Here is an 11,922-nt window from a genome sequence, read left to right as displayed (position 1 = left end):
TATCACTTTACTACAATAAAGTGATTTCGAAGGATAATGCATGAAATAGAATTTCTTCACTGATTTCAGCAGTCAGGAGGTTTATATGGCAAATAAACTGTTACATACTCCGGATGGTGTCCGGGATATATACGGAGCAGAGTGTACCAGAAAGGCAGTCATACAGGAAAAGATGTTAAAGGTATTTCATTTGTGCGGGTATCAGGATATAGAGACTCCTACCTTTGAATTCTTTGACATCTTTAATGAATCAAGAGGCAGTGTAAAGGCCAAGGAAATGTTCAAGTTCTTTGACCGTGACAATCATACCCTTGTACTTCGGCCCGATGAGACGCCTGCAATTGCAAGATGTGCGGCAAAGTATTTCCTTCATGAGGATATGCCCATCCGCCTTTGTTATATGGAACGGACCTTTATCAATCATTCCAGCTATCAAGGCAGACTAAAGGAAGCCAGTCAGACTGGCGTAGAGCTCATCGGAGATGATTCCGCGGACTCTGACGGCGAGATTCTCGCTATGGTAATCTGGGCACTGATGAGTGCGGGACTTACGGAAATCCAGGTGGAATTAGGAGAAGTGGATTTCTTTAAAGGGCTTTTAGAAGAAGCAGGCATGGATGAGGAGCAGGAAGAGCGTCTAAGAGAGCTGATTGAAAATAAAAATTACTTTGGTGTGGAGGAGCTTGTTAACTCTCAGCCTATATCCAATGAATTAAAACAGGTGTTCTTAAAGCTTCCGGAGCTTTTTGGCTCCCTGGATCAGATTAAGGCAGCCAAAGAACTAACGAGTAATAAAAGAGCTTTAAAAGCCATTGAACGTCTGGAAGAGGTAAATGAAATCCTTTCCTTTTACGGGCTTTCTGATTACGTTTCCTATGATCTTGGAATGCTGAGCCAGTATCAGTATTATACAGGGATTATCTTTAAGGCATACTCCTATGGAACCGGCGATTATATCGTAAATGGCGGAAGATATGATAAGCTTTTAGAGCAGTTTGGCAAAGATTCTCCTGCCGTGGGATTTGGAATCTCTGTGGATGAGCTGCTTTTAGCTTTATCCAGACAAAAGATCAAAACAGAGATTCCTGTGACCAATACCATGATCCTTTATGAACAGGAATCCAGGGAACAGGCCATTTTGTTGGCAGATCATTTTAGAAGCACTGGTTTGTCGGTCCAGCTTCAGTCAAGGGTTGGAAAACGCTCCATGGAAGATTATGAAGCCTATGCCCTTCGCAGAGAGCTTACCAATCTCTTGTATCTGGATTCCCGGGGAATTGCTGTTACCATTAAAAATCTGTCTCTTGGAAGAGAAGATGAAATACCGCTTTCAGAATATTTAAAATGACGGGAGGGAATGTATGAGATATCTAACCTTTGCCCTGGCAAAAGGGCGTCTGGCCAGCAAATCCCTCTCCATGTTTGAAAAAATAGGTATTACCTGTGAAGAGATGAAGGATAAAGACTCCAGAAAATTGATCTTTGTGAATGAGGAATTAGGCATCAGATTCTTCCTTGCAAAAGCCAGCGATGTTCCCACCTATGTGGAATACGGTGCGGCGGATATCGGCGTGGTGGGCAAGGATACCATATTGGAAGAAGGTCGTAAGCTTTACGAAGTGATGGATCTTGGCATGGGAAGCTGCCGCATGTGCGTCTGTGGTCCCGAGTCAGCCAGAGAGCTTTTAAAGCATCACGAAAGAATCCGGGTAGCAACCAAATATCCAGCCATTGCCAAGGACTATTTTTACAACAAGAAGCACCAGACGGTGGAAATCATTAAGTTGAATGGTTCCATTGAGCTGGCTCCTATTGTTGGACTTTCCGAGGTCATTGTAGATATTGTGGAAACAGGAGCAACCTTAAAGGAAAATGGTCTTACAGTATTAGAGGAAATTTGTCCCCTATCAGCCCGAATGGTGGTAAATCAGGTAAGCTTAAAACGGGAAAATGACAGGATCACAAAGCTGATCCGTGATCTTCGCACCTTACTGCAGGAGGAAAACCAATGAGAATCGTAAGATTAGATGAAACATCCAGAAAAAACATTCTCGCAGATCTCTTAAAACGGGATCCCAATCAATATGGTACGTATGCAGATGCAGTCCAGAACATCATTGATACGGTAAAAAGGGACCGGGACAAGGCCGTTTTCGCATATACCAGAGAATTTGATCATGCGGATATCGATCTTTCCAACATCAGAGTAACAGAAGAGGAGATGGAGGAAGCGCTAAAGGAAGTAAAACCAGAGCTTTTGGAGGTAATGAAGAAATCCCTGAAAAACATTCAGGAATTTCACGAAAAACAGAAACAATACAGTTGGTTTGACAGCAAGCCAAACGGTACCATTCTGGGTCAAAAGGTCACTGCGCTGGAAAGTGCCGGTGTATACGTTCCAGGCGGGAAGGCCGCTTATCCTTCTTCTGTTTTAATGAACATCATTCCTGCAAAAGTGGCTGGAGTGGATCGCATCGTCATGGTGACTCCTCCGGGAAGGGATGGAAAGGTCAATCCAGTTACCTTGACCGCTGCCCGTCTTTCAGGAGTCACTGAAGTATATAAAGTGGGAGGGGCCCAGGCAATCGCAGCCCTGGCATTTGGTACAGAATCCATTCCACGGGTGGATAAAATTGTAGGCCCTGGCAATATCTTTGTTGCCCTGGCAAAAAAGGCAGTCTACGGTCATGTGAGCATTGACAGCATTGCAGGACCAAGTGAGATTCTGGTCCTTGCAGACGAGAGTGCCAATCCCCGTTTTGTTGCAGCGGATCTTCTTTCTCAGGCAGAGCATGATGAGCTGGCTTCTTCTATTTTAGTAACCACCAGCATGGAACTGGCCCAAAAGGTATCAGAGGAGGCAGAGCGGTTTACAAACCAGCTTTCCCGAACTGAAATTATTCGTAAATCCCTGGATCAATACGGCTATATTCTGGTAGCAGATTCTATGAAGGAAGCCATTGAGACCGTCAATGAAATTGCACCGGAGCATTTGGAAATCGTGACAAAGAATCCGTTTGAGGATATGACAAAGATCCGACATGCAGGAGCTATCTTCATCGGAGAATACAGTTCAGAGCCCCTGGGTGATTATTTTGCAGGTCCTAACCACGTGCTTCCCACCAATGGGACTGCCCGTTTCTTCTCTGCTTTAAGCGTGGATGATTTTGTGAAAAAGTCAAGCATTGTTTATTATTCCAAAGAAGCCTTATATGAGGTTCACCAGGATATTGAGGCTTTTGCAAATGCAGAATATTTAACCGCTCATGCCAATTCGGTGAAGGTCCGGTTTGAGGAAGAGGAATCATAACGCAGGGGAGGAATCAGGAACGTGGGACGAAGTTGTGAGATTGAACGAGTGACAGCGGAAACAAACATTCACATGTGTCTTAATCTGGATGGACAGGGAGAGGCAGTGATAAACACAGGCATAGGCTTTTTTAATCATATGCTGAACAGTTTTACCCGTCATGGTTTTTTTGATTTAAATCTTTCTGTAGATGGAGATCTGGAAGTAGATACTCATCATACGGTAGAAGATACTGGAATTGTACTGGGAAATGCAATTAAAAAAGCCCTTGGTGATAAAAAGTCCATCAAACGCTACGGAAGCATGATTCTTCCCATGGACGAGACCCTGATTCTTTGTGCCATTGATTTATCCGGAAGACCTTATTTCAGCTTTGACGTTCCATTTACATCAGAACGGGTAGGAGATTTTGAGACTGAGATGGTAAAAGAGTTCTTCTATGCGGTTTCCTATGCCAGCGAGATGAATCTGCATATCAGAAAACTGGCAGGAGAAAACAATCACCATATCATCGAAGGAATCTTTAAAGCATTTGCAAAGGCACTTGATGAGGCTACCATGATAGATGACAGGATTCGTGGAGTGTTATCTACGAAAGGGACATTATAAAGGAGAATTCGTATGCAGCTTTATCCAGCGATTGATTTAAAAAACGGGCAGTGCGTCCGCTTAAGACAGGGCGAATTTAAGGATATAACAGTATATTCTGACAGACCAGAAGAGATTGCTGCGAAATGGCAGTCAAAGGGAGCTACCTTTCTCCATCTGGTGGACTTAGACGGTGCTCTGGCTGGTCATTCAGTGAACAAAGAGGTTGTGAAGAAGATTGCGGCGGAAGTTTCTATCCCTGTTCAGATGGGCGGCGGCATCCGAAAGGAAGAAGATATTGAGTTTATTCTGTCTCTTGGGGTAAGCCGTGTCATTATCGGAACAAAAGCTGCAGAAAATCCGGAATTTATTCGGCAAATGGTGAATAAATTTGGACAGGAGCGTATTGTAGCAGGAATCGATGCAAAAAATGGCATGGTTGCTGTAGAAGGCTGGGAGAAAATCAGCAATCTTTCCGCATCCCAGCTTGCAAACCAAATGAAAGAATACGGAATTCGTCATGTGGTGTATACAGATATCGCCAGAGATGGAATGCTGTCAGGTCCTAATGTGGAATACACCAGGAAATTGACGGAAGAAACAGGTCTTGACATTATCGCTTCCGGTGGAATGTCTTCCATGGAAGATTTAGAGGAACTATACCATGCAGGCATATGTGGTGCAATTATCGGAAAAGCTCTGTATGAGAACAGAATTGATTTAAAAGAAGCTATTGTTGCTTTTGAAGGACAGGACCATCAGGGGAGGAAAAGTTGATGGAATGCAAAAAACTGATTGCAGGTTTTGGCATACGGCAGGGCAAGGCGTGCAGGCTTGATGATTTACAGGTCTGTTATAAGGAAGACCTGCTTTCTTTGGCCCGTTATTTTGGAGACAGCGGGGCAGATGAACTATTTATTTATGATTTATCGGATACGGAAGAAGACCATGAAAAAACCATTGGTCTTATCAAAGAGATCGTCAGGCTTTCGGATATCCCTGTCATTGCCGGAGGCAGAGTAAGGCGGCTGGAAGATGTAAAAAAATATCTTTATGCAGGATCAAAAGCAGCATTTCTGGATGCTGGGGATGATGATAATGTGGATCTTATGAAAGAAGCCGCCGACCGGTTTGGAGACGATAAAATCTATGCTTATTTACCAGATTCCTCCTATCTTAACCGAACCAGGGAATATGCTCAGCTTGGAGCCTCGGTCATGATACTTGGTAATCCAGACATTACAGAAGAGATTCTTTTCGCAATTTCCTCTTGTGAGGAACATTTTCTGCTGACTGGTTCTGATGAAAATATGCTTTCAGATTCCTTAAAGCTGGATCTGGTGGATGGCTTTATCGCCTGTCTGTTAGAAGATTCCGTATTCATGGATTTAAAACAGGAATTAAAGTCCCAGGGCATTGGAGTAGATACCTTTGAAAGCAGCGTGGATTTTTCCCAGTTTAAGTTAAATTCCGATGGCCTGATTCCGGTGGTAGTTCAGGAATACCGCACAGGAGAAGTTCTCATGCTGGCATATATGAATGAGGAAGCCTTTAAGGAAACATTAAAATCCGGCTGTATGACATATTATAGCCGCAGCCGTCAAAGTCTCTGGAAAAAAGGAGAGACTTCCGGCCATTTCCAATATGTAAAGGCTTTATCTCTTGATTGTGATAATGATACGCTGCTTGCAAAAGTCAATCAGATCGGGGCTGCCTGCCATACAGGAGAGCAAAGCTGTTTCCACCAGAGCCTGATTAAAAAAGAATTCAAGGACTCCAATCCACTTAAAGTATTCGAAGACGTCTTTCAGGTGATTCTCGATAGAAAAATCAACCCCAAAGAAGGCTCCTATACCAATTACCTCTTTGATAAGGGACTGGATAAAATACTGAAAAAGCTGGGAGAAGAGTCGACAGAAATTATCATTGCTGCTAAAAACCCTAACCCGGAAGAGGTAAAATACGAAATTTCAGATTTTCTTTATCATATGATGGTTCTAATGGCTCAAAAAGGTGTTACCTGGGAAGACATAACCAGGGAACTGGCTAATCGTTAGATAATTAAGGGTATCTTATACATAGCTTTTAAAGCTTATGTTAGATGCCCTTTTTGTGTACTTGAAATTTTGTGGATACCACAGCGTAGACAGTATAATATCACTATGGTATAATAAACCAATTGGGATAAGGGAAAGCTATTAAAACTAAAATCATGAAAAAGAGGCGATTATTATGTCAGAAGTACTAAATCATTTTTTAAAGTATATATCCTATGATACCCAGTCAAAAGATGGAGTGGAGGCGGTTCCAAGTACAGAAAAACAAAAGGTGCTGGCACAGGAACTGGCCTTAGAACTTCGGGCCATGAAGGCAGAAGATGTGATCGTGGATGATCATGGCTATGTTTACGCAACGATTCCTGCAACCACAGATAAGCCCGTACCAGTTCTGGGATTTGTTTCTCATATGGATACCTCTCCGGCATTTTCAGGAGCAGGAGTAAAACCACAGATTGTAAAAAATTACGACGGAAATGATATTTTGCTGAATCAGGAAACAGGACTCACCATGAAGGTAAGTGATTTTCCATATTTATTAAAATATAAAGGTCAGGATATTGTTACAACGGATGGCACCACCCTTTTAGGAGCTGATGATAAAGCCGGAGTAGCAGAGATTATGACGATGGCAGAATTCCTGTTATCTCATCCTGAAATTCCTCACGGAAAAATCCGTATTGGCTTTACTCCAGATGAAGAGGTTGGAAGAGGAGCTGATTTCTTTGATGTCAAGGGATTTGGTGCGGAGGTTGCCTATACCGTTGACGGCGGTGGTCTGGGAGAATTGGAATATGAGAATTTCAATGCAGCCTCTGCTAAGGTGAAGATTCATGGTACAAGCATTCATCCAGGCTCTTCCAAAGGAAAGATGAAGAATGCGCTATTAATGGCTATGGAATTCCATAACATGCTTCCTGCCTTTGACAATCCTATGTATACAGATGGCTACGAAGGCTTTTTCCACCTGGATTCCATGGAGGGAAGCGTTGAGGAAGCAGCCATGGATTATATTATCCGTGACCACAGCAAAGAAAAGTTCGAAGAGAAAAAACAGTTCATCCGCAGAGTGGAGGAGTATTTGAACAGCCGCTATGGAGCAGGCACTGTCGAGGTGTTGTTAAGAGACAGTTATTTTAACATGAAAGAAAAAATCGAGCCACATATGTACCTCATCGACATTGCGAAAGCAGCCATGGAGGAACTGGAAATTGAACCTTTGGTAACACCAATCAGAGGAGGAACCGATGGGGCCCGTCTTTCTTATGAAGGACTTCCTTGTCCTAATATCTGTACTGGTGGTTACAACTATCATGGTAAATTTGAATTTATTCCGGTTCAGTCCATGGAGAAGGTAGTAGAGTTATTGTTAAAGATTGTTGAGAAATTTACAGAGCGGTAAGCTTTTTACTGTTTCAAATAAAAGAGCTGTTGGACGGCTAAAAGAATAGTTTCTTTGCCTTACCAACAGCTCTTTTTTATTTCTTCGATTATCCTAATAGATCAGAAGTTAAATTGCTTCCTTTTCTAAGTTCCTGTCTTGCATGCTGAATGAGGGTATCCATCTTTTCCAGTTCCTTTAACAGCTCTTTTTCTTCGTCACTGGTATGAATGACTTTGCTGATTCCACCGTTTTTAATGACAATTCTCTTATCTGCCATAAGTGCAAGCAATGGGTCGTGGGTCGCCATCAAGACGATTTTGTCTGAAGTGACCAACAGCTCCAGGGCTTTTTTTCGGTCAATTCCTGCATTTTCAATTTCATCAATCAGGACAATGGGAGAGGAGCTTAAAATAGCAGTATCTGCAATCATAAGAGCTCTTGACTGACCTCCGCTTAAGCTGGTTACGGGCGTGGTCAGATCAAACTTCTCGCCAGCCAGATTATTGGCCGCTTTTATAATTTCATTGATCACTGACTGTGGATCCTCCACCAGACGGCTGACTGCATGCATATTTAAGAAATCTTGAACCGTTAAATCCATAACAAAATTCATGTTCTGAGAGAGCTGAGCGACCAATCGGTTGTTGGAGGAAAAACGCCACTTATTATCCGGTACATCTCCGTTGATGCGGATGCTCCGGCCGGTAGGTGTATCATTTTGCGCTGCCCACTCGATATCTGCAAGAAGGCGGCTTTTCCCGGAACCGGTAGGGCCTACAATAGAGATAATCTGAGAGGTGTGAATGGTCAGCTCCTCAAAGCCTTCTGTCACTCCTGACTTATCATGTCCCGCAAGAATGGTCAGAGAGAGTACCTGGTTCTTCTTTTCAATACCAAGAAACGCCTGCATCTGTTCGATATATACCGGAAGATCGGATAAGACCTTTTCTTTATCAATGGCCTGATCTTCTAATTCCACTTCGGAAAAATGATCCAAATATTCTTCCAGTGTCTGATTCTCAAAACCTGTGATATCTAATTTATTCTGCTCAAAGTAAGACATAGAGTATGGGTATTCTTCTAATATCCTTGAAATTGTCCAGTTTGTCATTTCTTATCAGCCCCCAAATCCATTTTTTTAATATTACCCATCTGATAAGCTTCTCCGATCCTGGTCTCGCCAAGACAGTAGGAGCAGAGCGCAGATGGCATAGGAAACCGAAGCTTCATTCCCTGAACCGATTTTATATCCTGGTCTTCATCGTATAATAAGCTGCCAAGTTCATAAGCACCCTGTCCGGTCAGGCCATTTACATGCATGGTAACAGCACGGGGATTGACGGAGCTTACACAGGAAGCAAAAACTTCGCGTTCTGCCTGGGATACAATATCTCCCTTGGTGATGACTACAAAATCTGCGGACTTTAACATGGGGCCAATTTTTTTCGGAGTATTGATACCGGATAGGTTATCGATGACGCAAACGCCCTTAATGTCCTTTAAGTAAGGAGAACAGCGGTTGCACAGCCCTGCTGATTCTGTAATCAGGAGATCTAGTTTCTCCTGATTGCCCCAGCTGACCACTTCTTCAATGTTAGAGGCAAAGAAATGATCGGGACATAAAGCGCCGGATAATCCCTTTTTTACGGGGATGCCTGCTTTTTCATAGGCAGCATCGTCATCGGTATACAAACAGTCGAATTTCACCACACCGACTTTAATGTTTCTTCTATTATAAGAAGCAATGACCTTTAATATAATGGAGGTCTTCCCGGAAGAAGGGGGACCTGAAAATATAATCAGATTCATAAAATCTCCTTTTCTGCCGCCTGATAAAATTTCTGCTCTATGTTCTTTATCAGTTCGCCGATATCATGATTGTGGATAAAGTCCCAGCCAAGCCACATGAAATTCTGGTCTTCTTTTAGATTATTTTCAACCAGAGGATTGGTAGATGGGAATTTTCCGTTGGAGGAAAGGATCTCGCCGATCTCTTTAGAATAAAGAAGGTCTACGAAAGGCTTCACCTTATCCTTATTCTTAGCTCTCGCCAGAAGGAAGATTGGGCTTAAAATAGCGCCGTCTTTTGGCCATACAGGACGCATTGGTCCTTTTCCATCAGCCATGCTGGCAAAAAAGTAAGGGGTAACCGTAATGGTTGGAACTTTACCCTCTCCCTTTGCAAGATGTGCTTTCACCATCTGAGCAGGATGCATGCTGCGCAGAAGTGCCTTTCCCATTTTTTCTACGCCTTCTTCTCCGTAGTAGCGGTAGATATGGAGTAAGAATGCATTGAACATATCAAGATCCTTCATGGGAAGGCTGATGCTGTTTTCAAATTCAGGCTTCATTAAATCCGCCCAGCTTTCAGGCATAGGACGATCTCCAAGAACATTGGTATTTACCATGAAGATAGCTGGAACCACGCCAATAATCGCGTACTGGCCCTTTGGGTCCTTTAAGGATATCTTTTCGTTATCAAAATCAGGATTAATATGATCCAGACCGGAGATATCTTCAAATTCTCCAGCTTCCCGGTAACGGCCCATCATTTCCTTATCAAAGAAAAGATCAAAGCCTGCGGATAAATACAGATCAGAAAGTGCATCTGCATTGCCATTTGCAGCAATCACACGTTCTTTTACATCATCCAGGCCTAAATTGGCAGATTTCAAATTATAATCCACTTTATAGCCAAGCTTATCGGACTGCTCACTGAGCCAGGATTCGAATTTTTCCATCAGCGGAAGGCGGATGGGACAGGGAAGGACTCCTTCAATTCTGATATCACCGCCATCTTCCTTTACCATAGGAGCAAGTCCTGTGCCCGCATCCGGAAGTGCCTGATGGATGACTTCGTCAAGTTTTGCAAGGAATGCCTCCGCATTCATCTTTCTCATGGAAAGAGCCATTTCCAGTGTGACTGTCTTACCAATGGTGTTTCGCATGATGGGATTGCTCATTTTATCAAAGCCGTTAGCCACAAAGAAGTTGATTGTCTCCGGGTATTTTTCTGTTATATCATATATAGTATCAGTTACTTTTAAATGATTTGACATAGTTTCTTCCTTTCTGATGGTAATAAGTAAATGTTTTTCAAACTATCTTTCGTAGGTACTATCATACCATAACATTTCCTCTTTGTTTGTTGTAGATACAACCAAGTACCAAAACATTATTGATATAAATTATTATGAGACCTCATTGGAGGCATGTAACTAAAATGATACCATACTTTGATAAAATTATTGTAGATTTTCTTATTATTTTTTTAAGTGAAAGCCTCGAAAAATCTGGAATTCTAAATATTTCTCATTAAAAACCTTAAAAATATCTGTCTTTGTGGCGCGGAAAAAGGATTGTGTTGTTTTAAGGTTTATGCTATACTTACTAAGGTTTGTCATTTTTTTGTAAAATGAATGCTAATTTTGTGTTAAAATGGCACGCCACAAAGAATATTGTTGACCGCTGATTATTTAGTATTTACTTTTGCGGCAAAAAATTTGGAGGTGATTGCTTGGGTGTTACCTTAGGTGAGTTTTTAGTGGAGCTGACAAAAAATCTGCCACTCCTTATCGTATCTGTTCTGACATTAGGTGTTATACTTGTTAATGGCTGGACTGATGCACCGAACGCGATAGCGACATGCATATCCACCCGTTCTATGAGGCCAAGAACGGCGATTTTAATGGCGGCAATAATGAATTTTGCCGGGATTTTGATTATGACCTCTTTTAATGCTACCGTTGCCATGACCATTTATAATATGGTAGATTTCGGGCAGGGAGCAAACCAGGCCGGTGATGCGCTGACCGCACTTTGTGCAGCATTGGCAGCTATCGTACTTTGGGCAGTTCTTGCCTGGAAGTTTGGTATTCCTACAAGCGAAAGTCATGCACTGATTGCAGGTCTTAGCGGTTCAGCCATTGCTCTTCACGGAAGCCTTTCCGGCGTAAACGGAAGTGAATGGGTGAAAGTATTGTACGGACTGGTGGCATCTGCAGTATTAGGCTTTAGCCTTGGATGGATCATGACAAAGCTGACGGAACGCTTATGCCGGAACGTAGACAGAGGAGCTGCTCAGCCATTTTTTAAAGGGGCTCAGATTGCTGGTGCTGCGGCCATGGCATTTATGCACGGAGCACAGGATGGACAGAAGTTCATGAGTGTATTTTTGCTGGGTACATTTCTTGCTAGAGGAAATGGTGGTGAAAGTACCTTTGCAGTGCCTTTCTGGCTCATGGTTCTTTGTGCCGCAGTTATGGGACTTGGAACCTCCATTGGTGGTATGCGCATCATCAAAACAGTAGGTATGAGTATGGTTAAATTGGAAAAATATCAGGGATTTTCTGCCGATATTGCGGCGGCTGCCTGTTTGATGGTTTCCACTCTGACCGGAATGCCGGTTAGTACCACCCATACAAAAACGACAGCAATGATGGGAGTAGGCGCTTCAAAGCGTATCAGTGCTGTAAACTGGGGAGTTGCAAGAGAGATGGCACTTGCATGGATTCTTACGTTTCCGGGTTGTGGATTGGTTGGATTTTTGATGACCCATCTGTTTTTGCGTATTTTTTAAAGTG

At 42.7% G+C, this 11,922-nt stretch carries 11 protein-coding genes; 8 read left to right on the top strand and 3 right to left on the bottom strand.

Going from position 1 to position 11,922, the window contains the following annotated elements; all coding sequences use genetic code 11:
- Positions 1–85: 85 nt before the first annotated feature.
- The 7 genes from hisZ to pepT all read left to right on the top strand — a co-directional run bounded on the left by hisZ (position 86) and on the right by pepT (position 7,357).
- Positions 86–1,348 (top strand): ATP phosphoribosyltransferase regulatory subunit, encoded by a 1,263-nt coding sequence (hisZ, locus tag OW255_RS11200; RefSeq protein ID WP_268114145.1) that lies wholly within the window; start codon positions 86–88, stop codon positions 1,346–1,348.
- 13 nt (positions 1,349–1,361) lie between these two features.
- Positions 1,362–2,012 (top strand): ATP phosphoribosyltransferase, encoded by a 651-nt coding sequence (gene hisG, locus OW255_RS11195; RefSeq protein WP_024835843.1) that lies wholly within the window; start codon positions 1,362–1,364, stop codon positions 2,010–2,012.
- Entirely contained in the window at positions 2,009–3,310 is a 1,302-nt protein-coding gene (gene hisD, locus OW255_RS11190; protein WP_268114144.1) for a histidinol dehydrogenase, read from the top strand. Before hisG ends, hisD begins: the two co-directional genes overlap by 4 nt.
- A gap of 21 nt (positions 3,311–3,331) precedes the next feature.
- Entirely contained in the window at positions 3,332–3,919 is a 588-nt protein-coding gene (gene hisB / locus OW255_RS11185) for an imidazoleglycerol-phosphate dehydratase HisB (protein WP_024835845.1), read from the top strand.
- A gap of 12 nt (positions 3,920–3,931) precedes the next feature.
- Positions 3,932–4,675: a 1-(5-phosphoribosyl)-5-[(5-phosphoribosylamino)methylideneamino]imidazole-4-carboxamide isomerase gene (hisA, locus tag OW255_RS11180; protein ID WP_024835846.1), complete on the top strand. Its 744-nt coding sequence runs from the start codon at positions 3,932–3,934 to the stop codon at positions 4,673–4,675.
- Positions 4,672–5,955, top strand: a complete 1,284-nt coding sequence (gene hisIE, locus OW255_RS11175; protein ID WP_268114143.1) for a bifunctional phosphoribosyl-AMP cyclohydrolase/phosphoribosyl-ATP diphosphatase HisIE — start codon at positions 4,672–4,674, stop codon at positions 5,953–5,955. The genes hisA and hisIE overlap by 4 nt, the downstream gene beginning before the upstream one ends.
- Positions 5,956–6,130: 175 nt before the next feature.
- Positions 6,131–7,357: a peptidase T gene (pepT, locus tag OW255_RS11170; protein ID WP_268114142.1), complete on the top strand. Its 1,227-nt coding sequence runs from the start codon at positions 6,131–6,133 to the stop codon at positions 7,355–7,357.
- Between the two features lie 88 nt (positions 7,358–7,445).
- Here pepT and OW255_RS11165 read toward each other — a convergent pair whose 3' ends face one another.
- Genes OW255_RS11165 through OW255_RS11155 form a run of 3 tightly spaced genes read right to left on the bottom strand, consistent with a single transcriptional unit; the run spans position 7,446 to position 10,398 of the window.
- On the bottom strand, positions 7,446–8,450 hold the full coding sequence (locus OW255_RS11165) for an ATP-binding cassette domain-containing protein (RefSeq protein WP_024835849.1): 1,005 nt from the start codon (positions 8,448–8,450) through the stop codon (positions 7,446–7,448).
- Entirely contained in the window at positions 8,447–9,148 is a 702-nt protein-coding gene (locus OW255_RS11160) for a GTP-binding protein (protein ID WP_268114141.1), read from the bottom strand. The genes OW255_RS11165 and OW255_RS11160 overlap by 4 nt, the downstream gene beginning before the upstream one ends.
- Positions 9,145–10,398, bottom strand: a complete 1,254-nt coding sequence (locus tag OW255_RS11155; protein ID WP_268114140.1) for an ABC transporter substrate-binding protein — start codon at positions 10,396–10,398, stop codon at positions 9,145–9,147. The genes OW255_RS11160 and OW255_RS11155 overlap by 4 nt, the downstream gene beginning before the upstream one ends.
- Positions 10,399–10,856: 458 nt before the next feature.
- On the opposite strand from OW255_RS11155, the gene OW255_RS11150 reads away from it, so the two are divergent.
- On the top strand, positions 10,857–11,918 hold the full coding sequence (locus OW255_RS11150; protein WP_024835852.1) for an inorganic phosphate transporter: 1,062 nt from the start codon (positions 10,857–10,859) through the stop codon (positions 11,916–11,918).
- The last annotated feature ends 4 nt before the right edge of the window (positions 11,919–11,922 follow it).

The organism is Lacrimispora xylanolytica (assembly GCF_026723765.1).
Taxonomy (GTDB): Bacteria; Bacillota; Clostridia; order Lachnospirales; family Lachnospiraceae; genus Lacrimispora; species Lacrimispora xylanolytica.
Note: the sequence above shows the minus strand (reverse complement) of the source record. Positions and strands in the feature narration are given on the sequence as shown.

Excerpts from the sequence above, each read along its gene's own strand:
- hisZ (WP_268114145.1), top strand. The coding sequence starts at position 86 with ATGGCAAATAAACTGTTACATACTCCGGATGGTGTCCGGGATATATAC.
- hisA (WP_024835846.1), top strand. The coding sequence starts at position 3,932 with ATGCAGCTTTATCCAGCGATTGATTTAAAAAACGGGCAGTGCGTCCGC.
- OW255_RS11165 (WP_024835849.1), bottom strand. The coding sequence starts at position 8,450 with ATGACAAACTGGACAATTTCAAGGATATTAGAAGAATACCCATACTCT.
- pepT (WP_268114142.1), top strand. The coding sequence starts at position 6,131 with ATGTCAGAAGTACTAAATCATTTTTTAAAGTATATATCCTATGATACC.
- hisG (WP_024835843.1), top strand. The coding sequence starts at position 1,362 with ATGAGATATCTAACCTTTGCCCTGGCAAAAGGGCGTCTGGCCAGCAAA.
- hisD (WP_268114144.1), top strand. The coding sequence starts at position 2,009 with ATGAGAATCGTAAGATTAGATGAAACATCCAGAAAAAACATTCTCGCA.
- OW255_RS11160 (WP_268114141.1), bottom strand. The coding sequence starts at position 9,148 with ATGAATCTGATTATATTTTCAGGTCCCCCTTCTTCCGGGAAGACCTCC.
- OW255_RS11155 (WP_268114140.1), bottom strand. The coding sequence starts at position 10,398 with ATGTCAAATCATTTAAAAGTAACTGATACTATATATGATATAACAGAA.